The organism is Bradyrhizobium sp. USDA3010 (assembly GCF_056429065.1).
Window position 1 is genome coordinate 306928 of record NZ_JBWJZD010000004.1, and the last position, 24599, is coordinate 331526.

Annotated in this window: 22 protein-coding genes; 14 read left to right on the forward strand and 8 right to left on the reverse strand. The window is 65.7% G+C overall.

Going from position 1 to position 24599, the window contains the following annotated elements:
• Nucleotides 1-33: 33 nt before the first annotated feature.
• The 6 genes from AC066Y_RS09500 to AC066Y_RS09525 all read left to right on the forward strand — a co-directional run bounded on the left by AC066Y_RS09500 (nt 34) and on the right by AC066Y_RS09525 (nt 5777).
• Nucleotides 34-1089, forward strand: coding sequence for a hypothetical protein (locus AC066Y_RS09500; RefSeq protein ID WP_478273632.1), 1056 nt, complete (start codon nt 34-36; stop codon nt 1087-1089).
• Nucleotides 1086-1961: a HesA/MoeB/ThiF family protein gene (locus tag AC066Y_RS09505; RefSeq protein WP_478273633.1), complete on the forward strand. Its 876-nt coding sequence runs from the start codon at nt 1086-1088 to the stop codon at nt 1959-1961. The genes AC066Y_RS09500 and AC066Y_RS09505 overlap by 4 nt, the downstream gene beginning before the upstream one ends.
• Nucleotides 1958-3157: a hypothetical protein gene (locus AC066Y_RS09510; RefSeq protein ID WP_478273634.1), complete on the forward strand. Its 1200-nt coding sequence runs from the start codon at nt 1958-1960 to the stop codon at nt 3155-3157. Before AC066Y_RS09505 ends, AC066Y_RS09510 begins: the two co-directional genes overlap by 4 nt.
• Entirely contained in the window at nt 3154-4275 is a 1122-nt protein-coding gene (locus tag AC066Y_RS09515) for a GNAT family N-acetyltransferase (RefSeq protein WP_478273635.1), read from the forward strand. The genes AC066Y_RS09510 and AC066Y_RS09515 overlap by 4 nt, the downstream gene beginning before the upstream one ends.
• Nucleotides 4272-5267, forward strand: a complete 996-nt coding sequence (locus AC066Y_RS09520; RefSeq protein ID WP_478273636.1) for a hypothetical protein — start codon at nt 4272-4274, stop codon at nt 5265-5267. Before AC066Y_RS09515 ends, AC066Y_RS09520 begins: the two co-directional genes overlap by 4 nt.
• A gap of 303 nt (nt 5268-5570) precedes the next feature.
• Nucleotides 5571-5777 carry a hypothetical protein gene (locus AC066Y_RS09525; protein ID WP_024581255.1) on the forward strand — a complete coding sequence of 69 codons (207 nt, stop codon included), beginning with the start codon at nt 5571-5573 and terminating at the stop codon, nt 5775-5777.
• A gap of 188 nt (nt 5778-5965) precedes the next feature.
• On the opposite strand, the gene AC066Y_RS09530 is transcribed toward AC066Y_RS09525, so the two are convergent.
• On the reverse strand, nt 5966-6226 hold the full coding sequence (locus AC066Y_RS09530) for a DUF2478 domain-containing protein (RefSeq protein WP_478273740.1): 261 nt from the start codon (nt 6224-6226) through the stop codon (nt 5966-5968).
• Here AC066Y_RS09530 and AC066Y_RS09535 point away from each other — a divergent pair.
• Entirely contained in the window at nt 6221-6367 is a 147-nt protein-coding gene (locus AC066Y_RS09535) for a hypothetical protein (protein ID WP_478273637.1), read from the forward strand. The genes AC066Y_RS09530 and AC066Y_RS09535 overlap by 6 nt on opposite strands.
• An 85-nt stretch (nt 6368-6452) precedes the next feature.
• Here the strand turns inward: AC066Y_RS09535 and AC066Y_RS09540 are convergent, their stop codons facing one another.
• Nucleotides 6453-7304, reverse strand: coding sequence for an SDR family NAD(P)-dependent oxidoreductase (locus tag AC066Y_RS09540; protein WP_478273638.1), 852 nt, complete (start codon nt 7302-7304; stop codon nt 6453-6455).
• Nucleotides 7305-7500: 196 nt separating this feature from the next.
• Between AC066Y_RS09540 and AC066Y_RS09545 the strand changes: the two genes are divergently transcribed.
• On the forward strand, nt 7501-8997 hold the full coding sequence (locus AC066Y_RS09545) for an aldehyde dehydrogenase family protein (RefSeq protein WP_478273639.1): 1497 nt from the start codon (nt 7501-7503) through the stop codon (nt 8995-8997).
• A 342-nt stretch (nt 8998-9339) separates the two neighbouring features.
• On the opposite strand, the gene AC066Y_RS09550 is transcribed toward AC066Y_RS09545, so the two are convergent.
• Nucleotides 9340-9723, reverse strand: a complete 384-nt coding sequence (locus AC066Y_RS09550) for a winged helix-turn-helix domain-containing protein (RefSeq protein WP_478273640.1) — start codon at nt 9721-9723, stop codon at nt 9340-9342.
• A 162-nt stretch (nt 9724-9885) separates the two neighbouring features.
• On the opposite strand from AC066Y_RS09550, the gene AC066Y_RS09555 reads away from it, so the two are divergent.
• Together AC066Y_RS09555 and AC066Y_RS09560 are read left to right on the forward strand one after the other, a co-directional pair.
• On the forward strand, nt 9886-11013 hold the full coding sequence (locus AC066Y_RS09555) for an alkene reductase (protein WP_478273641.1): 1128 nt from the start codon (nt 9886-9888) through the stop codon (nt 11011-11013).
• A 216-nt stretch (nt 11014-11229) separates the two neighbouring features.
• On the forward strand, nt 11230-11745 hold the full coding sequence (locus AC066Y_RS09560) for a GFA family protein (protein ID WP_478273642.1): 516 nt from the start codon (nt 11230-11232) through the stop codon (nt 11743-11745).
• A 60-nt stretch (nt 11746-11805) separates the two neighbouring features.
• On the opposite strand, the gene AC066Y_RS09565 is transcribed toward AC066Y_RS09560, so the two are convergent.
• Nucleotides 11806-13290, reverse strand: coding sequence for a hypothetical protein (locus AC066Y_RS09565; RefSeq protein WP_478273643.1), 1485 nt, complete (start codon nt 13288-13290; stop codon nt 11806-11808).
• 336 nt (nt 13291-13626) lie between these two features.
• Between AC066Y_RS09565 and AC066Y_RS09570 the strand changes: the two genes are divergently transcribed.
• Entirely contained in the window at nt 13627-15291 is a 1665-nt protein-coding gene (locus tag AC066Y_RS09570) for a thiamine pyrophosphate-binding protein (RefSeq protein WP_478273644.1), read from the forward strand.
• 276 nt (nt 15292-15567) lie between these two features.
• Here the strand turns inward: AC066Y_RS09570 and AC066Y_RS09575 are convergent, their stop codons facing one another.
• Complete coding sequence (locus AC066Y_RS09575) at nt 15568-16956, reverse strand: LLM class flavin-dependent oxidoreductase (protein ID WP_478273645.1); 1389 nt, start codon at nt 16954-16956, stop codon at nt 15568-15570.
• Between the two features lie 240 nt (nt 16957-17196).
• Here AC066Y_RS09575 and AC066Y_RS09580 point away from each other — a divergent pair, with 240 nt between their 5' ends.
• The 3 genes from AC066Y_RS09580 to AC066Y_RS09590 all read left to right on the forward strand — a co-directional run bounded on the left by AC066Y_RS09580 (nt 17197) and on the right by AC066Y_RS09590 (nt 21106).
• On the forward strand, nt 17197-18576 hold the full coding sequence (locus AC066Y_RS09580; RefSeq protein WP_478273646.1) for a M20 family metallopeptidase: 1380 nt from the start codon (nt 17197-17199) through the stop codon (nt 18574-18576).
• A gap of 207 nt (nt 18577-18783) precedes the next feature.
• Nucleotides 18784-20073 (forward strand): MFS transporter, encoded by a 1290-nt coding sequence (locus tag AC066Y_RS09585; RefSeq protein ID WP_478273647.1) that lies wholly within the window; start codon nt 18784-18786, stop codon nt 20071-20073.
• Nucleotides 20074-20260: 187 nt separating this feature from the next.
• Complete coding sequence (locus tag AC066Y_RS09590) at nt 20261-21106, forward strand: IclR family transcriptional regulator (RefSeq protein WP_478273648.1); 846 nt, start codon at nt 20261-20263, stop codon at nt 21104-21106.
• Nucleotides 21107-21312: 206 nt separating this feature from the next.
• On the opposite strand, the gene AC066Y_RS09595 is transcribed toward AC066Y_RS09590, so the two are convergent.
• The 3 genes from AC066Y_RS09595 to AC066Y_RS09605 form a co-directional block, all read right to left on the reverse strand.
• Entirely contained in the window at nt 21313-22821 is a 1509-nt protein-coding gene (locus AC066Y_RS09595; RefSeq protein ID WP_212313710.1) for a tripartite tricarboxylate transporter permease, read from the reverse strand.
• A 6-nt stretch (nt 22822-22827) separates the two neighbouring features.
• Nucleotides 22828-23313, reverse strand: coding sequence for a tripartite tricarboxylate transporter TctB family protein (locus tag AC066Y_RS09600; RefSeq protein WP_478273649.1), 486 nt, complete (start codon nt 23311-23313; stop codon nt 22828-22830).
• A 180-nt stretch (nt 23314-23493) separates the two neighbouring features.
• Complete coding sequence (locus tag AC066Y_RS09605; RefSeq protein ID WP_478273650.1) at nt 23494-24462, reverse strand: tripartite tricarboxylate transporter substrate binding protein; 969 nt, start codon at nt 24460-24462, stop codon at nt 23494-23496.
• Between the last annotated feature and the right edge of the window lie 137 nt (nt 24463-24599).

Here is a 24599-nt window from a genome sequence, read left to right on the forward strand (position 1 = left end):
AAAGTGCAGAGATCTTGCCCGAGGGACAGAGAAATGGCGTCCACGGACAATCGCACCCCCGCTTCGCGCGGCAGCAGGAGCCTTGCCAAAGCGCGCGCGGCCTTTGACGGCCTGCGCAGCCATGGCGGCTTCTGGCTGAAGGCGCTGTCGCAGCCGACCATCGATCTCACCTTGCGCACCCAGGCCGGCCAGCGCACCCGCATCGTCGAATCGCCGGGCCTGTCGCTGCCGAAGGACGAACTCGACGCGCTGGTCGAGCAGCTGCGCATCGTGGCCGCCAAGACGCTGCCCGAGGAGAGCCTGAGCTACGGTATCTTCTCCGGCGAGCCGGAGCGGCTGTCGCGCGCCATCATCACGCTGATCTCGGAGGAAGACACCGGGCGGCCGATCGCCTTCAACGCCCTGTCGGTGATGGACGTGCCGCTCGACGGCGAGCCCACTGAAGTCACCCATCTCGGCCTCGTCATGGTCGATCCCGATGTGCGCGGGCAGGGGCTGTCCTGGGTGCTCTACGGTCTCACCGCGCTGGTGCTGTTCGCCCGCGACGGGCTGCGGCCGAAATGGATCTCCAACGTCACCCAGGTGCCGGCGGTGGTCGGCATGGTCAGCGACACCTTCTCGGACGTGTTCCCGTCGCCGCTGCCGGGGGCGCGGCAAAGCTTTGCGCATCTGCAACTCGCGCGCGGCATCATGGCAAAGCATCGCGCGGTGTTCGGCGTCGGCGAGGAGGCCGGTTTCGACGAGGCGCGCTCGGTCATCACCAATGCCTATACCGGCGGCTCGGATGCGCTGAAGAAGACTTTTGAGATCGCGCCGAAGCATCGCGATGCCGTCTACAACGAATTTTGTGAACGCGAGCTGGATTACGGCCGCGGCGACGATGTGCTGCAGATCGGCCGCGTCGATCTTGCCGGCGCGCGCCGCTATCTCATGAGCGAGGTGCCTTCGGGCTCATTGCCGGCGCTGCTCGCGGCGTCCGCAATGCTGGCATTGCAGCGGCTGGTGCTGCCGGTGGTCTACTGGATGGACGACACCCGCGCCTTCGGCACGCTGCGGCCGCGCAGGCAGGATAACGGGGCCGCGCGATGAACTTCGATTACTACTCCTTCACCGGTCGCAATATCGGCTTCATCGACGAGCACGAGCAGCAGCTCTTGCGCCAGGCGCGGGTGTTCGTCTGCGGCGTCGGCGGCATGGGCGGCGCGGCCTTCATGGCGCTGGCGCGCGCCGGCGTCGGCAAGTTCGTGATCGCCGACATCGATCGCTTCGAGGTCTCCAACCTCAATCGCCAGGTGTTCGCCTTCGCCGACGAGGTCGGCCGCGAGAAGGCGGCGGTCGCCGCCGAAGCCGCAAAACGCATCAACCCGACCATCGAGGTCGAGGTGCTCGGCGAGAACTGGACCAGTGCGCTCGCCGGCATTGCCGAACGCTGCCCGGTCATCGTCAACGGAATGGACGACATTGCCGCCGGCGTGCATCTGTACCGGACCGCCAAGCGCGCCGATGCAACCGTGATCGACGCCTATATGTCGCCGCTGCCGTCGGTGATCGTGGTGCGTCCGCACGATCCGCGACCCGAGGAGCGCCTCGGCTTTCCCACGCTGGCCAAGGACTGGACCGAGATCACCGAGGACGACCGCCGCGCCGCGATGCGTACCGAGATCGAGCACGTCATGCTGCATTCCTCGTCGCGCAACTATGTCGACCTCGCGATCGCCGGCGAAGTCGCGGCCGGCCGCCGCAGCCGGATGTCGTTCGCGCCGATGGTGATCTCGACCGGCATGCTGATGGCCTATGAGGCGGTCGCGCTGATTCTGGGCCGCACCTCCGGCACCGATTGCCGCGGCTGGTTCCTCAACCCGCATCGGCCGGCGATCGAGAAGCCGCGCAATGCGCTGATCGCCGCGCTGATGCGTCCGCTGGTCCGGCGCGCCATCGACGAGCTGACGAGCGGCAAATGACCTCGGGGGTAATCGCCGATTCCATCGTCAATCTCTGCGGCGCCATCGGCGTCGCGGTGGCGATGATGACGTTCTACCGGCGCGATCCCAAGAGCCCGCTGACCCGCCGCCTGCTGCTCGCGCTCGGCATGATCGCGCTCCTGTTCCTCGACCGTGGCCTGGCGTGGTGGAGCGGCAGCTGGCTGCTCGACCGCCTCTCGGTGATCCCGGCCTCGCTGATTCCGCTCGGCGCGCTGATCGTCACTGAAGGCATCCTGCGCCGCCACGCGCCGCGCGCGGTCAAGATCGCGGCGCTTGCGGGCGGCATCCTGCTCGGCCTCGGTGGCACGTTCGGGCTGCAGCGCCTGGTGATGCCCTATGCGATCACGCTGGCGCTGTTCCAGCTCCTTGGCTTTGCGACCTGCGCGCCGCTGCTGGCGACGCGCGACCGCGCCTCGCTGATGGCCTCGGAGAACCGCAGCATCGGCCGCATGGCGGTCGGCGCGTTGGTGGTGATCCCGTTCATCCTCACCGATTTCCGCACCCTGTTTCCCGACATCCCGGTCCGGCTCGGCGCGCTGGGGGCGCTGCTCACGGTCACCGTGATGCTGATCGCCGGCGGCGGCGCCGAGACACGGCGGCATGGGCTCGCGATGATGGCGCTGCGGCTGATTTCTTCGGGGCTGCTCGGGCTTGCCGCCGCCTTCATGGCGCCCGATGTCGATGCCGCGCAGATGATCCGGTTCGTCGCGGTCGCGATCGCCGGCGTGCTGACCATCGGGCTGATGACGGACGCGCTGCGCGCGCTGTTCGAATCGCAGGAGCCCGGCGTGCTCAATTCGGTCGCGGCGTCGCCGGCGCAGACGCGAGAGCAGTTGATCGCCGAGCTCGCGCGGCATCCGATCTTCGAGAGCGCGCGGCGCTTCCGCGAAGACGAGCTGGTACCCTACGATCCGCCGCTGCTCCGCGACTTCCTGTCGACGAGGCGTGTGCTGCGCCGCTCCGAGGCGCCGTGGGGACTGGCGCCGACCGACCCCGCGGCCGAGCGCATGGTCTCGCTGATGACCGCCAACAGCGCCTCCCATGTCATCGTGCTCGCGCATGATCCGCTCGACCTGATCGTGCTCGCCGTGCCGGTGACCGCTGCCGATCCAGCCACCGAAACCGCGCTGGCGCTGGTGCGGCGGCTGCTGGCGCTGACCCCGGAGGCCAAATGACGCTCGAGATCCGGGAGGACGACCGCAGGGCGGCCTTCGACGCCGCGCTCAATGCCTATGGGCCCGACAGCCTCTACGTGCCGCCGCTGTGGAGCGATTTCGACCGGATGTTCGATGCCGCGAAGAATCCGTTCGTCACCGAAGGCCATGGCCGCTATGCGCTGTTCTCGGCGCATCGCGACGGCCGCCCGGTCGGCCGCATCGCCGCTTCGATCCACGACGCCTCCAACCGCAAGCACGGCACGCGCCACGGCGCGTTCGGCTTCTTCGACTGTGTCGACGATGTCGAAGTGGCCGATGCGCTGCTGCGGACCGCCGAGCAGTGGCTGGCCGCGCGCGGCATGACCCGCATCGCCGGCAATTTCAATCTCACGGCGATGCAGCAGATCGGGGTGATGACCGACGGCTTCGACCATGCGCCGTTCACCGACATGATGTGGTCGCCGCCGCATATCGCGCAGCAACTCGAACGCGCCGGTTATGCGGCGACTTTCCCGATGACGACGTTCGAGATCGCGCTCGACCGCGGCAAGCCGGAGCAGCTACTCGGCGACAAGCAGCGCGCGGTGCTCGCCGATCCGGAGTTCGTCTGGCAGCCGATCAAGCGTTCCGCCTTCAAGGTGCGGCTGGAGGATGCGCGCCTGATCCTGAACGACGGCTTTGCCGACAACCCGATGTTCGTGCCGCCGACCGCGGCCGAATATCTGTTCCAGGCCGGCGACATGATGTGGATCATCGACAAGCGGATTTCGACCGTGGTCTACCACCGCGGCCGGCCCGCCGGCGCGATCATCGCGATCCCGGACCTCAATCCATTGATCAAGGCGATCGGCGGCCGGATCGGGTTATCAGCGCCGTTCAGATTTGTGCAGCACCGCATGATGAACACCCGCGCTGTGCTGATCTATCAGTCGGTCTGCCGCGACCTGCACAATCGTGGCCTCAACGGCGCCATGCTCTACCGCACCGCGCTGGCGTTGCAGGAGGCCGGCTACCGCACGCTCGGCGGCACCTGGATCGCCGACATCAACGCGCCGTCGCTGCGCCAGGTCGAGAAGGCCGGTGCCACGCCGCTGCATCGGCTGCATCTGTTCACCAAGCGGCTGGCCGCGGCATGAGTGAGCTGACGCCGTACTTGCTGCGCGAGCTGGTCGCGGAGGCGCGGCTGGCGCCGAGCGTCCACAACATCCAGCCGACCCGTTGGCGCTTGCTTGGCGACGGGCGGCTGGCGCTGGTCGACGATATTAGCGTGCGCGCGCCGGTCGCCGATCCCGCCGGACACGACGTGCTTGTATCGCACGGCGCAGCGCTGGAGGGCATGAGCCTCGCGCTTAACCGCCGCGGCCTCGCAATCACGGCGATGACCACAATCGAGCAGCCGCTGTCGCCGCAATTTACCGCGCTCTGCAGCTTTGCGATCAGGCAAGGCGTTGCGTCCGATCCGTTGGCCGGCCATGTGGCGCACCGGATGTCGTGGCGCGGCAAGTTCGCGGCGTCGCCGGATCAGGCCGCGCCGCTGCTGCAACTCGCCGTCGCGCGCGACGATCTGATCTGCATCGGGGATCGCCGGACGATCGCCGATATCGCCGGCTGGGCCGACCAGGCCGAGTTCTCCTTTGTCCGCGGCGACGACTATCGGGCCGAGCTGCTCGAATGGATACGGCTGTCACCCAGCCATCCGCACTATCTGCTGGATGGTCTCAATCGCGATGCACTCGCCATGAGCGCGGTCGAGGCCACCGCCGCCGGTTTCGTGCTCGGCGGCCTGTTCAAGCCGCTCGATCGTCTCGGCTTCGCCGCATCGCTGCTGTCAGACAGCGCCAAGACTGCCTCGGCCGCGGCGATCGTCCTGTTCTGCCGTCCGGTCGGTGAGGACCCACTCACGTCGGGGCGGCATTTCTACCGCAGCTGGCTGGAGATCGATCGCGCCGGGCTGGTGGCATGCCCGATCTCGGCACTGGCCGATCACCCTGACTTCAACGACCGGCTGCGCAAGCTCGGCAAGATCGGCACCGATCTGCGCCTCGTCAACGTGTTCCGCATCGGCTGGCCCTCCAAACCGCTGAAGCCGCGGCATTTCCGGCTGCCGGTCGATCGGCTCATCGTCTAGAGCGAGATGGAGTTAGGTTGAATCGTGTTTGGCCCCGGATTCGGGTCACCTCTCCCCACCGGGGAGAGGTCGATTTGCGCAGCAAGTCGGGTGAGGGGCCGCAGTTCCAATGAGAGACCGCAACCCCTCACCCGGCGCTTCGCGCCGACCTCTCCCAACGGAGAGGTGGACCTCCGATGCCGCTCCAACTCGACTTGATCTCATCACGCTTTAGGCGCTGATGGATAAGGTGCGATATCCGCTGTCAAAGCTTCATGCGGTCGTGCTATGACGCCGCCCGCTAACCAAAGACCGGTGGAGATGATGTCGAAGCAATCGCTGCGCGAGGAGGCCGAGCGCCTGATCCGCGAGACCATGGAAAAGCGGAACCTGGTCATCAAGCAGGGCACGACCCGGATCGAGGCCGTTTGCGGCAAATGCGGCGCGCCGAACCGGGTGCAGGCGGAAAAGGGTCAGTCCCGCGTCAAGTTCACCTGCAAGAATTGCGACCATAAGCAGGAAACGCTGTAGGCAAGCCCCTAACGCATCCGGTTCTATTGTCCCGTCATCCTGAGGAGCCGCGAAGCGGCGTCTCGAAGGATCGACGGCCACCGGCCGGGCCGTGCATCCTTCGAGACGCGCGCAAGAGCGCGCTCCTCAGGATGACGGTGATAGCCCGCAGATGGGATGGCCGAGCGTTCCCACCCCACAAAGCCCCTCTACTTGAACGCCTCGCAGACCGTGGTGCGATCCGGCGCGATCCGGGCCGTGGTCCGCAGCGAGACGTTGCGCCACCAGGCGTCCAGCGCGTGGCGGTCGCAGGCGAGCTTCACGCTCATCCCGCCGGCGAACTTGATCCAGTCGGCAAAGCTTTGGCGTGACTCCGCGATCACGACGGGAATATCGGCGTCGAGCGCGCGCTCGATCACGAAGCCAAGGCCCTTGCCGTCGAAGAAATGATCCGGAGCGCCGGTATGCAGATCGAAACCCGGGAGCTTACCACCTGCGAAGTCGCGCCCGGCGGCTGCGCGATCCCGCGCACTCAGCAGAGTAAGCTCGGCGAGGCGCTGGCGGCGCAGCCGACACCGGTGCGCGTGCGGCGAATTGAGAAGATTTCGTAGGGTGGGTTAGCCGAAGGCGTAACCCACCATTTGCGCCGCGGCGGGAGAAGAGGTGGGTTACGCTTCGCTAACCCACCCTACGCATCTACTTCCCCTTCACGAACGCCGCGAACGCATCGCCGTAGTCCGGATGCCAGCGCGACAGCGGCGGGCGGTTCTCGACGATATCGCCGGCGGCCCACAGGATGCGGCGTTCGTCGAGTGCGCGCGGCACGTCGTTGTCGGGGCACAGGATATAGAAATCGCCGGCGGCGAGGTGCTCGATCATGAAGTCGACGGTCTGCTCCGATGTCCAGGCGGCGGCCGGCTTCTCGGTGCGGCCGCGCGCGGTCAGCCCGGTAAAGACAAAACCCGGGATCAGGAGATGCGCCGTGATCTTGCAGCCGTCGGTGTTGCGCAGCTCGTGCTGCAGCGCCTCGGTGAACGCCTTCACGCCGGCCTTGGAGACGTTGTAGGCGGGATCACCCGGCGGCGTGGTGATGCCCTGCTTGGAACCGGTGTTGATGATCAGCCCGGGCCGGCCGCGCTTGATCATGTTGGGCACAAACGCCTGCGTGCCGTTGATCACGCCCCACAGATTGACTCCAAGGATGCGCTGCCAATTGTCCGCGGGCCCGAACATCGCGCTGCCGGGCTGGATGCCGGCATTGTTCATCAGGATGTCGGTGCCGCCGAACCTTTTCGCGACGGCGGCCTCGAGGCTTGCGACCTCGTCGGCGCGGCTGACGTCGACCGCAGCCGTCATGATGTCGGCGGCGCCGCCGGGTGCGGCAGATGACAGTTTTGCAGCAGCCGCCTTCAGCCTGTCATCGCCGAGATCGGCAATGCAGACCTTCATGCCGGCTTCGGCAAACCGTCTCGCTGCGGCAAGCCCGATGCCGGATGCGCCTCCGGTGATCACGGCAACATGATTGGCTGATATCACAGGGTGGGGCATCGTCGGTCTCCGGACACATCTGTGGCTGAAGTTCTAACCTATCATACTGCACGCACCACGCAGGTGCATGGGAGGTTTTCGTGCGCGCCACCCTCGACAACGCTTGCCTCGCTTTACGGTTTCGTGCCCGCGCTGTAGAATCGTCGATATAACGCTTCCAAAACGCCTCAGCCGACATTTTACAGGGAGTGCAAACATGGCTGTTTCGCAGGCTATTCCGATCACGCGCCATCCTTATGCCGATGGCTCCTACAAGAAGATGCTGATTGACGGCAAATGGGTCGACGCCGCCTCCGGCAAGACATTCGAAACCCATAACCCCGCCACCGGTGAATTGCTCGCGTCCGTCGCCGAGGGCGATGCCGAGGACATCAATCGTGCGGTTGCGGCCGCGCGTCGCGCGTTCGAAGGGCCCTGGAGCAAGGTGAAGCCGTTCGAGCGGCAGAACATGCTGCTCAAGCTCGCCGAGCTGGTCGAAGCCAATTTCGAGGAACTGTCCCAGCTCGACACGCTCGACATGGGCGCGCCGATCAGCCGCACCCGCGGCAACCGGCTGCGCGCCCTTGGCATGCTGCGCTACTACGCCGGCCAGGCGACCGCGATCCACGGCGAGACTATCGAGAACTCGCTGCCCGGCGAGATCTTCTCCTACACGCTGAAGGAACCGATCGGCGTGGTCGGCGCCATCATCCCCTGGAACGGGCCGCTGACCGCATCGATCTGGAAGATCGGCCCTGCGATTGCGACCGGCTGCACCGTGGTGCTGAAGCCGGCCGAGGAATCGCCGCTGACCTCGCTGCGCATCGGCGAGCTCTGCATGGAGGCCGGCATTCCGCCCGGCGTCGTCAACGTCGTGCCGGGCTATGGCGAGACCGCGGGCGCGGCGCTCGCCGCGCATCCCGATGTCGACAAGGTCGCCTTCACTGGCTCGCACGTCACGGGCCAGTCGATCATCCGTGCCTCGGCCGGCAATCTCAAGCGCGTCTCGCTCGAGCTCGGCGGCAAGTCGCCGGACATCGTGTTCGCCGACGCCGATCTCGACGCCGCGGTGCCGGGCGCCGCGATGGCGGTGTTCGCCAACTCCGGCCAGATCTGCAGCGCCGGCACGCGGCTGTTCGTCGAGCAGAAGGTCTATGACGAGTTCGTCGGCCGCGTCGCTGAGTTCGGCAAGAAGCTGCTGGTCGGCAACGGCCTCGATCCCAACACCCAGATCGGACCGCTGGTGTCGCAGCAGCAGATGGACCGCGTCTCCGGCTATCTCGACATCGGCCAGAGGGAAGGCGCCACGGCGCTGGCCGGCGGCGGCCGCCTCACCGAGGGCGCGCTGTCGAAGGGCTATTTCGTGCAGCCGACCGTGTTCGCCAACGTGCAGGACAACATGCGCATCGCGCAGGAGGAGATCTTCGGCCCGGTGATCTCGGCGATCTCGTTCAAGGATCCGGACGAACTGATCAAGCGCGCCAATGCCACCACCTTCGGCCTCGGCTCGGGCGTGTGGACCACCAATGTCAGCAAGGCGCACCAGGTCGCGAAGGCGCTGCGCGCCGGCTCGGTCTGGGTCAATTGCTACCAGGCGATGGATCCGGCGGTGCCGTTCGGCGGCTACAAGATGAGCGGCTACGGCCGCGAGTCCGGCAAGCAGCACGTCGAGGAATATCTCAACGTCAAGGCGGTCTGGATCAAGACGGGTTAGGGGTCTTCACCCGCCTGCTATTCTCTTCACCTCTCCCCGCTTGCGGGGAGAGGCATAGGCCGCCTTCGGCGGCCGTCCACGAAATCGACGCCGAAGCTAAGCTTCGGCTATGTTGCATCGCCGGATGCAATCCGGGTGAGGGGGTACAGGTCTCAACGTTCGGCTCGCTCGCGGAGAGAAGCCCTCACCCCAACACCTGCTGATTTCGGAATATTAGAAGATTATCCCTGATTTGCCCGACGCGTCAAGTTGCCTTGTCGAACGACGCCGCCGGCTACTTTGCATGGGGTTGTTTTCGATATTTTCGCAACGCGCCCTTGCGACGGCCGCCGATTCCAGCGTTTACCGCCCCGCGGCCTTCTTCGGCTTGCCGATGTCGCTGCGCAGCGCTTCGAGGTCCTTGCGCACGGCGGTCGCCGCATCGCGCTCGATCTTGCGGTAGCGCGCCACCAGGGAGAGGCCGAACGGGGTCAGCACCGCGCCGCCGCCATTCTTGCCGCCGGTCTGGCGTTCCACCGCCGCCTGCCGGCAGATGCGGTTGATCTCGTCGACCAGGTCCCAGGCGCGCTTGTAGCTCATGTCCATGGCGCGGCCGGCGGCGGAGATCGAGCCGCATTCCTTGATCCGCTCGAGCAGCAGGATCTTGCCCGGTCCGATGCGGTCTTCGGCATCGAGATCGATGCGGACGCTCAACGAGGGGAGCGATGTGGCACTCGCTTTCGACATGGCAAGCCTGCTTGTCTGTTCGCTAGATTGCCACTACCTGCTTTTGCGAACAAGATGAACCCGTGACATAACGGGCATGGTCCGGAAAAGTGGTAACCGGCTTTCCGGGGCGGATCATGCCCACTCTATAACGGAAACCACATAAGAATATTTGGGGTAGGCATGAGTTCTCCATCGCTGTTTTCGCCGCTCAAGGTCGGTCCCTATGAGCTGAAGCATCGCGTCGTGATGGCGCCGCTGACGCGGATGCGGGCGGCGCGGCCGAGCCTCGCGCCGCGGCCGATGAACGCGGAATATTACGCGCAGCGCGCGACGCCCGGCGGCCTGCTGATCGCGGAAGCCTCGCCAGTGGTCGCGACCGGCTTCGGCAATCCCGGCGTTCCCGGCATCTACAGCGAGGCCCAGATCGCGGGCTGGCGCGAGGTGGTGGATGCCGTGCACGCCAAGGGCGGCTTGATCTTCCTGCAACTCTGGCACGTCGGCCGCGTTTCGCACTCCTCGTTCCAGCCGGATGGCGCGCTGCCGGTGGCACCGTCGGCGGTCGCGATCCCGCCCGAGTTCACGTGCATGACGGCGGACGGCAAGGTGGTCGACTACGAGACGCCGCGTGCGCTCGAGACCGGCGAGGTCGCCGTGATGGTCGAGGCCTATCGGCAGGGCGCGAAGAATGCGCTCGCCGCCGGCTTCGACGGCGTCGAGATCCACGGCGCCAATGGCTATCTGATCGAGCAATTCCTGCAATCGCGCAGCAATCTGCGCACCGACCAGTATGGCGGATCGATCAAGAACCGCGTCCGCTTCCTGCTGGAGGTGACGCAGGCGGTGACCGAGGTCTGGGGCGCCAACCGTGTCGGGGTGCGGCTCTCGCCCTACGGCATCGCCAATGGCAGCGGCGAGGCCGACCCGATGCCGCTCTACAGCCATGCCATCAAGGCGCTGGACAAGTTCGGGCTCGCCTATCTGCATTTCATCGAGCCGCGTGCCTCGGGCACCGGTCGCGCCGAGGTTGACTGGAAGGACGTGCCGTCCGCGATGGTGTTGTATCGCCCGATGTGGAGCGGTGTCCTGATTACCGCCGGCAATTTCGTCGGCGACAGCGCGCAGAGCGCGGTCGCGGAAGGTCATGCCGACGCGATCGCGTTCGGCCGCTACTTCATCTCCAACCCGGATTTGCCGCGCCGCCTGCAGCGCGGCTATCCGCTGACCAAGTACAACCGCGCCACCTTCTATGCCGGCGAGGAGAAGGGCTACACGGATTATCCCGTGCACAACGAGATGGCGCAGGCCTGAGTTCGTAGCCCGGATGAAGCGCAGCGCAATCCGGGATCCATGCATCTGCGGATCGACCGTCCCCGGATTTCGCTTCGCTGCATCCGGGCTACAATGCTTCCTTCCTCGTCATTGCGAGAAGCGGAGCGACGAAGCAATCCATCGCTCCTCACGCGCCGATAGATGGATTGCTTCGCTTCGCTCGCAATGACGGCGGGCAAAGCCGGAGAGCTCCCGATGTTTCCGGACGACGAGTTCGAGCCGACGAAGAAGCCCAAGCCGGTGGCGCTGGCAAAGCCCGCGGCCGGCCAGTGCCTGTGCGGCAAGGTGCGGTTCGAGATCGACGTGCCGGCGCGCTGGGCCTGGCATGATCATACGGCCGCGAGCCGCCGCGCCCATGGCGCGGTTTATGCGACCTATGTCGGTAGCTGGAAGAAGCGCTTCCGTATCACGCAGGGCGCGGGCGAGCTCTCGCGCTACGAGGATGTCGCGACCAAGACCGCGCGCAGCTTCTGCGCCAATTGCGGCACGCCCGTCATCTACGAGCGCGCGCGGTCACCGCACATGGTGAATATCCCGCGCGCGCTGTTTTCGGGGCGCACCGGCCGGCAGCCGCTCTACCACATCGCGATCGAGGAATTGCAGGAATGGGCCTACACCGGCGAGCCGCTGGTGCCGCTGAAGGGCTATCCCGGCGTGGTCTGGCAGCGTTCGAAAAAGAAGAAGCGCAGCGAGCGCGAGGGGATGTTCTAGGATAGCAAGTCGCGCGGGTCAGCTTTCGGAGCAAGGCGTCGCACCAAGACGCGGGCTACGTCAGTGCTTCACGTAGATGACCTCGTCCGTTCCTGCGTATTCCTCGGTCCACCCTCTCTTGTCGACGAGGAACCGCTTCAGAGGTTCGTGCGCCTTCACCCAGAGCACCGTATCGATCTTGTACTTGGCGAGGACGGTGTCCCAGGCGGTCTCATCGATCTCCCATTTGATCAGGCTGAAATAGTCGCGCAGCAGCTCGTCGGGATAGGCGGTGGCCGACCGGCCGTCGATGAACACGGGCACCGCACCACGTGTGTAGAAGATCAGGAGCCCACCGACGTTCCAGTGGTTCAGCAGCCGTGCATGCGGAAAATGGCTTTGAAGAAAGCGCGCATCCCGCTCCGAGAGCAGCTGCGGAAGTGCGAGAGCCGGTTTGACGAGCATCAGCGTCGGCGGCAGCGCGCACATTCCGACGATGCCGGCAACCAGCAACGAGCCTTGCACCTTGAGATCGTTCAGTCGCTTGGGCAGCAGCCGGTCGATGTGAAGCGCCAGCGGCACCGTTGCGAACATGAAGAAGAACGACATGTAGCGGTACTGATAGAACCCCAGCAGCAGGAACAGCCAGGACAGCAGCCGCGACTCCAGAGGTGCGGGCGAAGCGGCCGGGTGGCGGAGCTCGAACGCGGCAAATATGGCGATGTAGACGATGCCGGGAATGCTCCCGGGCACGGTGAAGTTCGCGGAATAAGACCACCACTCGGTGATGTGCGCCTGCGCAAAATGGCCCAGCGTGGTCGTGACGCCGTCGTAGATGTGCCAGCCAAGCGGATTGATCAGGATTGCGACAAGGCAGCCGGCAGCTGCGAAACCATAGATTCTAAGACCTGCCCAGTCCCGCCTGAGCACGGACGCGGCGCCGAAGATGCCGATGATGAAGAGCCCGAGCACGAAGCCGCCATGCAGATTGGCCCAAAGCACCATCATCACCGGCAGCAGGAACCATCTGGTTCGCTTAAGGCACTCTGCGTAGAAAACGACGCAGAACAACATGGTGGGGGTGTTCGGCGCAGCGGCGAGATAGGAATTCGGCGCGGTCACGAACGCAGGGTAAAGCAGGCACGCGGCGAGAACGGAAATGCCAACCGCAAGTATCGAGGCGCCGCTGCGCAGGCAGATCGATGCAAGATATCCGGTGATGACGGCGCCGCATGCAACGACAGCCAATGTGAGGCCGGCATATCCCGTGTATTGAAACACCACGCTGGCGATCACGTCCCAGAGCCAGGACAGATTGTACCATTGCCTGTCGCCGAGGGTGAATGACCATGGATCCTGAAAGGGGACATTGCCGCGCTCCCTGATCAGGTCTCCGGCGGCGAGGTGCCATCCGAGATCAAGGTGGCCGAGCAGGAGCGCCCCGTTCGACAGGTAGTACAGAGACGTGACCGCGATCAGGAAGACATAGAGTCCCGGCTTCTCGCGCCCGATCGTTCCCGGTCCTCTATCGAGCCTGGTTCCGTTCCAGGCCGCCAGCGCGTCCATGACTGAGCCCCCGCGATCGAAGCGAGCCGTCTGCGGGCCCTGCATGCTTTTCTGTGTGCTTGATGAAGGCAAACCCATCGTGGCTTTAGGGCACTCTGGCTAAAGTAGCGTTAAAGTCGGCCGCGCAATTCGACGGCTCCCGTTGAGGTTCACGTCTGCCCAACGCCGGTCTTCGAGGGGCTGGCCGACGGAGTGAATGACGAGCGCGTGCCTTGGAGAGCCAGGCGCGCGCCAGCGGAATGCGGCCATGACCGGCCGCTCGATTGCTCCCCAAGCGCAAGTTTGGTCATCTCCGCCGGTGCCGTCGGCCAATGCGCTGGCAGGCCTGGAGGGAACATGAAGAATCGCATCACCGGCCGCTCGGCATTCCTGGCGCTACTGAAGGACGAGGGCGTCACGCATCTGTTCGGCAATCCCGGCACCACCGAACTGCCGATCATGCATGCGCTGAAGGATCATCCCGACCTCACCTATGTGATGGCGATGCAGGAAAGTCTGGTCGTCGCGATGGCCGATGGTTTTAGCCGCGCCTCCGGCAAGCTCGTCGCCTGCAACGTCCATGTCGCGCCCGGTCTCGGCAATGCGATGGGCTCGCTCTACAATGCGAGCTTCACCGGCACGCCTTTGATTCTTACCGCCGGCCAGCAGGAACAGGGCCACGGCCTGACCGAACCGGTGCTCTATGGCCCGCTGGTGCAGATGGCCACTCCCTTGGTGAAGTGGGCGGTCGAGGTGACGCGGCTGGAGGACCTGCCGCGCATCGTGCGCCGCGCCGCGAAGATCGCGACCACGCCGCCTACAGGGCCGGTGTTCATCTCGCTGCCCGGCGACATTCTCAACGCCGAGGCCGGCATCGAGCTCGGCCGCTCCACCCGGGTCGACACCCGCGTCCGGCCGTCGGAGGATTCGTTGAAGGCGCTGGCCGCGCGCATCCTGAAAGCCGAGCGTCCCGTGATCGTCGTCGGCGACGAGATCGTCAAAAGCGACGCGCTGCGCGAGGCGGCCGATCTCGCCGAGACGCTGGGCTGCCCGGCCTGGCAATCGCCGACGCCCTATGGTTCGCATTTTCTCTCAGAGAGCCCGAGCTTCATGGGCGCCATCGCGCGGCTGCAGAAAGTCGCCCGCGATGTGCTGGCGCCGCATGATCTGTTGATCGCGCTCGGCGGCGATCCGCTGCGGATGTCGGTCTATAGCGAGGTCGATCCGCTGCCGGATGGGCTCTCGATCGTGCAGGTCGGCCTGGTCGACAGCGATCTGGCCAGGAACTACGGCGCCGAGATCGCGGTCAAGGCCGACGTCAGGGAGACGCTGCGCGCGCTGGTCCCGGCATTGAAGGAGCTCGGCGGCGGCGCGCTGGAGACGCGTGCAAAGCAGGGGCTCGCGGCGCTCTCGACGAAGAACTGGGCGGCGAAGCGCAAGGCGCTGGTCGAGCAGATCTCGAAGGCGAGCCAGACTTCGCCGATCGATCCGGACTGGCTGGCGCTGCAGGTCGTGGAGGCGATGCCCGACAATGCGATCCTGGTCGATGAAGGCCTGACCTCGTCGCGGCAGATCCTCGGCTTACGCCCGCATCGCGACCGCTACGGCTATCACGCACTCGCCTCCGGTGGCATCGGCTGGGGCCTGCCGGCCGCGGTCGGCGTCAGCCTCGCCAATCCGCAGCGCCCGGTGGTGTGCTATTCCGGCGACGGCTCGTCGATGTATTCGATCCAGTCGCTGTGGACCGCGGCCAATCACAAGCTGCCGCTGACCTTCGTCATCGTGAACAATGGCGGCTACCGCATCATCAAGCAGCGCCTGCTCGCTTTCCACGGCGACGACAATTATGTCGGCATGGATTTCATTGACCCGCCGGTCGATTTCACCGGCGTCGCGCGCTCGCTCGGGCTCGAGGCGATCAAGGTCACCGACCCGCAGGAGCTGAAGGGTGTGATGAAGTCGGCGTTCAGCCGGCCCGGTGCGAAGCTGATCGAGGTGATGGTGAGCAATTCGGTGAATTGATTTTTCTCCGTGCGCTCTTCTCTCTCACCGTCATCCCCGCGCAAAGGCTTCGCCTTTGTCGCTGGAGGTGCGAGCGGAGCGAGCCTCGAAGGATGCACGGCCCGGCCGGTGGCCGTCGATCCTTCGAGACGCGCGCAAGGGCGCGCTCCTCAGGATGACGGGATGGTGAGCTGTGCGTAACCCCGTCATTGCGAGGAGCGAAGCGACGAAGCAATCCATTGGCCCGCATATGCGGAACGATGGATTGCTTCGCTTCGCTGGCAATGGCAGAGGCAATCACTCCGCTGCGTCTGTCTGCGACTTCACCCGATATCGCCCCGCCGGATGCGTCGCATCGAGCCTTGCGCGGCCCGCGCCGAACAGCTTCTCGCGCAAGGTGCCCTTCGCATACTCTCGCTTGTAGCGGCCGCGCTTGACGAGCTCCGGCACCAGCATGTCGGCGATATCCTCGAAATCGCCCGGCGAGATCGCAAAGGCGACATTGAGGCCGTCGACGTCGGTGTCCTCGAACCATTGCTCGATCTTGTCGGCGATCTGCTCGGGCGAGCCGACCACCACGGGGCCGGCGCCGCCGATGCCGACATGCTCGGCGACCTCGCGCACGGTCCAGACCCGATCGGGGTCGGCGCGGGTGACGTTGTCCATCGCGGAGCGGCCGGCGTCGTTCTGCACGTGCCGGACTTCCTGGTCGAGCGAATAGGTCGAGAAGTCGACGCCGGTCCAGCCCGACATCAGCGCCAGCGCGCCCTCATGGCTGATATGGCTGCGGTACTCCGCATACTTCGCTTTGGCTTCGGCCTCGGTCGGCGCCACCACGACGCACATCATCGAGAACATCAGGATCTCGGCTGCGTTGCGGCCTTTCTCGGCGGCGAGCTCGCGGATTGCCGACACCCGCGGGCCGATCACCTTCGCTGACGGCCCCGACATGAACACGCATTCGGCGTGCTCGGCGGCGAACTGCCGGCCGCGTGGCGAGGTGCCGGCCTGGTACAGCACCGGCGTGCGCTGCGGCGACGGCTCTGACAGATGAATCGCGTTGAGGCGGTAGTTGGCTCCCTCGTGCTGCACGCGGTGCACCTTCGCAGAATCCGTGAAGATGCCGCGCGCGACGTCGCGGATCGCGGCGTCGTCTTCCCAGCTGCCTTCCCAGAGCTTGTAGACCAGCTCCATATATTCGTCGGCGAGCTCGTAGCGGTCGTCATGCGCGGTCTGCTTGTCCTTGCCGGCGCCGCGTGCCGCGGAATCGAGATAGCCGGTCACCACGTTCCATCCGACCCGGCCGTTCGTCAGATGGTCGAGCGTCGACATCCGCCGCGCGAACGGGTAGGGCGGCTCGAAGGAGAGGTTGCTGGTGACACCGAAGCCGAGATTTTCGGTCACCGCGGCCATCGCCGGGATCAGCATCAACGGCTCGTTGGCCGGGGTCTGCGCCGCGTTGCGCAGCGCCGCATCCGGATTGCCCGCATAGACGTCGTAGACGCCGAGCACGTCGGCGAGGAACAGGCCGTCGAACCGGCCGCGCTCCAGCGTCTTCGCTAGATCGGTCCAGTAGGACAGCTTGTTGTAGTCCTTGGTGCGGTCGCGCGGATGGGTCCACAGCCCCGGCGACTGATGCGCCACGCAGTTCATGGCAAAGGCGTTGAGCCGGATTTGTTTTGTCATTGTCGAAACCTTGGTCGAAACCGTGAGCGCCGCTTCGAATGCTGCCCGGTCGGATGCCGGGCGTCCCGCATCAACTTTGTTGCGACTTCCCACGTTTTGGCAAGGCCCCCTTCGCGATTCACACCCTTCCGGTGGCGCGCCGATCCCGATAGGTTGCCGGCCTCCAGAAGCATGATCCGGGCGCAAAGCGTCGCGCTCCGGTGGGTTCATGCCAAGACGCGACCGGACGAAGGAACAATCATGGCGACACGGGCCGACGCAATCGCAAATGTGCGAGAGCATTTTCAATCGGGACAGTTCTTGCAGGAGCTGGACCGCAGGGTCGGCTACCAGACCGAGAGCCTGAATGCCGACAAGGCCGGTGCGCTGCGCGCCTATCTGGTCGAGAATCTGCAGCCGGCCTTCGCCGAGCTCGATTTCAAGACCCGGCTGATCGAATCGCCGACCGGCCGCGGGCCTTATCTGATCGCCGACTACCAGGAGGATGCGGCACGGCCGACCGTGCTGACCTATGGCCATGGCGACGTCGTCGACGGCATGGTCGGCGAATGGCGCGACGGGCTCAATCCCTGGCAGACCACGGTCAAGGGCGACCGGGTCTATGGCCGCGGCACTGCCGACAACAAGGGCCAGCATTCGATCAACATGGCCGCGCTGCGCGCGGTGAAGCAGGCGCGCGGCGGCAAGCTCGGCTTCAACGCCAAATTCATCATCGAGACCGGCGAAGAGATCGGCTCGCCCGATCTGCGCCAGGTCTGCGAGGCGCATCGCGAGGAGCTGAAGGCCGATCTGTTCATTGCTTCCGACGGGCCGCGGCTGTCGGCGGAGCGGCCGACCATCTTCCTCGGCTGCCGCGGCGGCAACCGCATCCATCTCGACGTCAATCTGCGCGAGGGTGGCAACCATTCCGGCAATTGGGGCGGCGTGCTGGCCAATCCGGCGACGATTTTGGTCAACGCGATCGCGAGCCTGGTCGACGGCAAGGGCCGCATGAAGCTCGATATCCTGAAGCCGCCGCCGATCTCCAACCGCGTCCGCGCCGCGCTCGCCGACGTCGAAATCAAGCCGACGGCGGACGAGCCGGCGCTGGCGGAAGACTGGGGCGAGGAGGGCCTGACCGCGGCCGAGCGGCTCTATGCCTGGAACACGCTGGAAGTGCTGGCGATGTCGTCAGGCAATATCGACAAGCCCGCCAACGCAATTCCGGGGAAGGCGAATGCGGTGCTGCAGCTCCGCTTCGTCGTCGGCACCAGATATCTCGAAGTGATCGACGGGGTGCGCGATTATCTGCACAAGAACGGCTTTCCGATGGTCGAGGTCTCGGGCGCGCAGCGTTTTGGCGCCTCGCGCACCGACATGGACAGCCCGTGGATCGAGTGGGCGGCGAATTCGATCCGCACCACCACCGGCAAGGCGCCGGCAGTGCTGCCGAACTTCGGCGGCTCGCTGCCGAACGACGTGTTCTCGGAAGGGCTTGGCCTGCCGACGATCTGGGTGCCGCATTCCTACCCGGGCTGCTCGCAGCACGCCCCCGACGAGCACATCCTGCTGCCGGTGACCGAGGAGGCGCTGACCATCATGGCCGGCCTGTTCTGGGATCTCGGCGAGGCGCAGCTTTAAGGCTGAAGGACGGGTTCGCTTTTTCCCCGTCATCCTGAGGAGCGGCGTCAGCCGCGTCTCGAGGATCGACGGCCACCAGCGGGGCCGTGCATCCTTCGAGGCTCGCGAGAGCTCGCACCTCAGGATGACGGGGAGACGTGGATGGTCGGATCAAGCCTGGCCACCACGCGTTGAAAGACTAATGCCTGCACCGGCAAAGGAAACTTAATGACGTTATCGACGCCGACCGCAATGTCCGGCCACGACGCCACCACCAAGAAGAACATCACCCGCCTGATCGTCGCGACCTCGGTCGGCAATGCGCTCGAATGGTACGACATCTCGGTCTACGCCTATTTCGCGGTCTATCTCTCCAAGGCGTTCTTTCCGGCCAATGATCCGACCACCTCGCTGCTGCTGACCTTCGGCAGCTTCGGCCTGTCGTTCCTGATCCGACCGATCGGCGGCATCGTGCTCGGCGCCTATGCCGACCGTCACGGCCGTAAGGCCTCGCTGATGCTGTCGATCGTGCTGATGACGGCGGGCACGCTGGTGCTGGCCTTGATGCCGACCTATCAGACCATCGGCATCCTGGCGCCGATCGCGGTGATGCTGGCGCGGCTGGTGCAGGGTTTCTCGGCCGGCGGCGAGTTCGGCTCCTCGACCGCGTTCCTGGTCGAGCACATGCCGGAGCGCCGCGGTTTCGTGGCGAGTTGGCAGTTCGCGAGCCAGGGCGTCAGTGGCCTGCTCGGGGCCGGCTTCGGCGCGCTGCTGACCTCGCTGATGAGTCCCGAGGATTTGCAGTCCTGGGGCTGGCGGCTGCCGTTCCTGTTCGGCGTGCTGATCGGTCCGGTCGGCATCTACATCCGCAACCATGTCGACGATGCGACGCCGCCGCCGGCGGCGGGCAAGCAGGACTCGCCGGTGAGGGAAGTGTTCGCGCGGCAGAAGCTCGCCACGATGCTGGCGATCGGTGCGCTCGCGGTGTCGACCGCGGTCAATTATCTGATCGTCTACATGCCGACCTATGTGGTGAAGACGCTGAACCTCGCGCCATCGGTCGGATTCATCGCTGCATTCGCCGCCCAGACGGCGGTCGCGCTGCTGGCGCCGATCGCAGGCCTCGTCTCCGACAAGATCGGACGCACCACGCACATGATCCTGTTTGCGCTGCTGCTGCTGGTCTCGATCTTCCCGGCCTTCCTGCTACTCACGGGCCGGCCGACGCCGACCATCATCCTGATCGGCGTGCTGTGGCTCGGCGTGCTCAAGTCGCTGTATTACGGGCCGCTCGCCGCGCTGATGTCGGAGCTGTTTCCGGCGGCGACGCGTGCGACCGGGCTCGGCCTCAGCTACAATATCGGCGTCACATTGTTCGGTGGCATGGGCCCGGCGATCATGACCTGGATGGGCGGCTTCGCGCCGATCGGCGAGCTCGCACCGGGCTACTACCTCACCGGCGTCTGCCTGCTCAGCCTGTGGTCGCTGTTCACCATCCGCCGGCTGCGGCTGGCTTGATTTCGTGAAACGAAATTTCGAATATCTTTGCTGCTGCAGAGCAGCGTAGATAGTCGCAATGAAAGTTTCATCTGACGAAAGTATACGATGTCCGGCGCGCGTCATCCGCTTAGAATGATGTCCGCCGGCACATCCCTTCGTCGTGCCTGGTTCGGGATCTGGAATTGAAGGCAAGGAAGACCAAGGCATGAACGCCTCCACGACTGCGACCGCACGGACCAGCCGCAAGAGGCCACCGCCGGAGCCTGGCCAACCCGACAAGTTCAACGCGATCCAGAAGGTCTGTGCGATCCTGCGCGTGCTGGCGCAGCGCTCGCCGCTGCGGCTGACCGACATCGCCGACACCGCCTCGCTGAACAAGGCGACCGCGCTGCGCATCCTCAACTCGCTGATCGAGGAAGGTTTCGTCAGCCGGGTCGCCGGCGCCAAGACCTATGAGCTCGGCCAGGAGGCGCGGGTGATGGCGGTCGGCGCGCGGCGCTCGGTCGACATCGCCGAACTGGCGCAGCCGAGCCTGCTCCGGCTGTCGGAGCGCTCCGCGGATACGGCGCTGTTGTCGGTGCGCTCCGGCGTCGAGGCGCTGTATCTGGCGCGCTCGGTCGGCAGCCATCCGCTGCAGCCGAATTATCTGCAGATCGGCAGCCGCCGTCCGCTCGGCGTCGGCGCCGGCGCGCTGGCGCTTCTGGTCTGGCTGCCGGACGCCGAGATCGAAGCCGTGATCGAGGTGATCGTGCCGCGGCTGGCGAAATCGCCGCGCATCACGCCGAAATTCCTGCGCGAGCGGATCGCCGTGGCGCGCAAGGCCGGCCACACCGTGCTGATCGACGCCGCATTCCCCGGCATGGGCGGCGTCGGCGTTCCGGTCCGCGACGATGCCGGCGAGGTGGTCGCCGCGCTCTCGATCGGCGCGGCGTCCGACCGCATCCGCCGCCGCGAAAGCGAGCTCGCCGACATGCTGAAGAAGGAAGCCCAGGTGCTGGCCCGCGCGATGGCCCAGGCGCCGAAGAACGGGCGTCCGGCGAAGGCGGGGTAGCACGGCCGTGGTGCGAGCACGGGCACCACTTCACCTCGCCCCGCTTGCGGGGAGAGGTCGGAACGCATCGCTAGATGCGTTCCGGGTGAGGGGGTACAGGTCTCACCACGTTCGGAACTGGTGGAAGCAGCCCCTCACCCCAACCCTCTCCCCGTAAGGACGGGGCGAGGGGGCGCACTGCCGGCGCGGCGGCCGATCGACCGACCCTACGCCCCCTCGTCCAGCGCCACCAGCTCGCGCTTCCTGCGCAGCGACGGCAGCAGCGGGCCGACCAGCAGCACCAGCGCGAAGGCGAGGCAGATCGCCGAGATCGGCCGCTCCACGAAGGTCATGAGATCGCCCTGCGACAGGATCAGCGACTTGCGCAGATTGTTTTCCAGCATCGGCCCGAGCACGAAGGCCAGCACCAAAGGCGCCGGCTCGTAGCCGAGCTTGCGCATGAAATAGCCGATCACGCCGAACGCAATCATGACATGGACGTCGAACACGTTGTTGCTGGAGCAGTAGACGCCGATGATCGTGAACAGGATGATCAGCGGGAACAGCACATTGTAGGGCAGCCGCAGCAGCTGCACCCACATGCCGATCATCGGCAGATTGAGCACCAGGAGCATCAGGTTGCCGATATACATGCTGGCGACGATGCCCCAGAACAACGTCGGGTTCTGCGAGATCATCAATGGTCCCGGCTGCAAGCCGTGGATCACGAAGGCGCCGAGCAGCAGCGCCATCACGACGTTCGGCGGGATGCCGAGCGTCATCAGCGGAATGAAGGCGCCGCCGGCAGCGGAATTATTGGCCGATTCCGGCCCCGCGACACCCTCGATCGCGCCGTGGCCGAACCGCTCCGGATGCTTCGAGAGCCGCTTCTCCAGCGCATAGGACGCAAACGACGCCACCACGGCGCCGCCGCCGGGCAGGATGCCGAGGAAGAAGCCGAGCACGGTGCCGCGCGCCACCGGCCCGCTGCTGGCTTTCCAGTCCTCCTTGCTCGGCAGCAGCTGGGTGATCCTGGTCTTGATGATGTCGCGCTTGATCGCCTGCTCGGTGTTGAGCAGCACCTCGGCGACGCCGAACAGGCCCATCACCACGGGCACGAGGCCGATGCCGTCGATCAGCTCGATGCGGCCGAAGGTCAGCCTCGGCTGCGCGGTGATGCTGTCGAGCCCGACCAGGCCGAGCACGACGCCGATGCAGGCCATCAACAGCGCCTTGGCCATCGAGCCCTGGGTGAGGAAGGTCAGCACGACGAGGCCGAGCACCATCAGGCTGAAATATTCGGCTGGCCCGAACGCGATCGCGACGCTGGCGAGCGAGGGCGCCACCAGCATCAGGGCGACCAGCGAGAAGGTGCCGGCGATGAACGAGCCGAAGGCGGAGATACCGAGCGCGGGGCCGGCGCGGCCCTGTTTCGCCATCTGGTGGCCGTCGATGCAGGTGACGACGGAGGCGGCTTCGCCGGGAATGTTGACCAGGATCGAGGTGGTCGAGCCGCCATACATCGAGCCGTAATAGATGCCGGCCATCATGATGATGCCGGACTCCGGCGTGCCGGACAGCGTGACCGGCAGCAAGAGCGACATCGCCGAGATCGGGCCGATGCCGGGCAGCACGCCGACCAGCGTGCCGATGAAGACGCCGATGAAGCAATAGAGCAAATTGACCGGCAGCAGCGCGACGCCGAGGCCGTGGGCGACGTTGACGAGAGTATCCATGGGCGCTCAACCGATCTCGAAGATGCCGCTCGGCAACTGGATCGCGAGCAGGTACTTCAGCACCCACCACATCCCGAGCGGGGCAAGGATGGACAGCGGGATTGCCAGCGACCAGCGCACCGGATCGATCACGCGGAGCAGCAACAGCATCAGCGGGATCGCCGACAGCAGGAAGCCAAGCGGCTCCAGCGCAAAGGCGAACGCGACGAGGCAGACGATGACCAGGACCGGCTTGCCCCATCGCGCATTCTCCCAGCGCGAGGCGAAGGTCGGGCCGCCCTCGGTGACCGCCGCGACAACGATAGAGATCGCGAACACGCACATCAGGATGCCGGTGTAGAACAGCACGTAGCCGGAGCCGGGATCGTTGATGGTGCCGAGCTTGAGCTTCAAGCCCGACCAGATCACGAAGCCGCCGAGCGCGAGCCCGATCAGCCCGCCCCAGAGCTCGGAGTTGTTGAGGCGGAGTTTGACGTTGGTGTCGTTATTCATGGGTGATGTTTCCGCTTTTTGTATCGTCACCCCCGCGCAACGGCTTTGCCGTTGTCGCTGGAGGTGGCGGCGCGAAGCGACGCCCTCGAAGGGCGACGGTGCCTCGGTCCATCCTTCGAGGCATGCCGCAAGCGCGGCTCGCACCTCAGGATGACGCCGGCGTATGTGGCGGACTTGGACCTACTTCTTCGCCAGCCCGAGGGTGTCGATCACCTTGCGCTCGGACTCGGTGACCTCGACCACGAACTTCCTGTAGTCCTCGGTGTTCTTGTAGTTCGGCACCATGTCGTATTTGGCCAGCGTCGCGATCACGGCGGGGTCCTCGATCGCCTTCTTGAAGGCGTCGTGCAGCTTGGCGACGATCTTGGGATCCATGCCCTTGGGGCCGGCGATGCCGAACGGCGAGTCGTAGATCATGGGATAGCCGAGCTCCTTCAGCGTCGGCACATCGGGATAGTTCGGCGAGCGCGTGCCGGTCCACACCATCAGCAGGCGGAGCTTGCCGGCGTCGACCAGCGGCCGCCAGCCCGTGGAATCTGCCTGCAGCATGGTGTGCTGGCCGAGCACCGCGGCGTTGGTCTCGGCGCCGCCCTTGAACGGCACCTGGGTCAGCTTGATCCCGCCGGCCATGAGGGCGATCTGCTCCATGCCGATATGCAGCGAGGTGCCGGTGCCCGGCGTCGCATAGGTCACCTTGCCGGGATTCTTCTTGGCGAAATCGACCACGTCCTGCCAGGTCTTGAACTGCGACTCCGCATTGGTGGTGACGCCGAAGGTGTAGCCGGTGAGGTGGACGATGTAGGAGAAATCCTTCGCCGGATCCCACGACACGTCCTGCATCAAGGGCAGGCGGAACACGGTGATCGGAATCTGCGCGATGGTGTAGCCGTCGGGCTTGGCGCCGGCGGCCATGGTCGCGGGGCCCACGGTGCCGCCGCCGCCCGCCTTGTTGTCGACCGCGATCGGCTGGCCCAGCACCTTCGAGGCGCTCTCGGCGATCGCGCGCATCGAGATATCGGTCGAGCCGCCCGCCGGCCACGGCACGATCAGCGTGATCGGCTTGGTCGGATAATCCTGCGCCTGCGCCGCTGTTGATAGCAGCATGCCGGCGGCGGCGAGCAGGACCATCCAGGAATTGCGCTGCGACATCTCGATCTCTCCCCGTGTAGCCGCGTTCGATCGCGGCGGCGTCTTGTTCGGTGTTGGCAATGATCGTCCCTGGCGTCGGAGGGACGCGCTGCGCATTGGACAGAACAGGGCGGGCAACGGAAGAGCGAAGGCGCCGA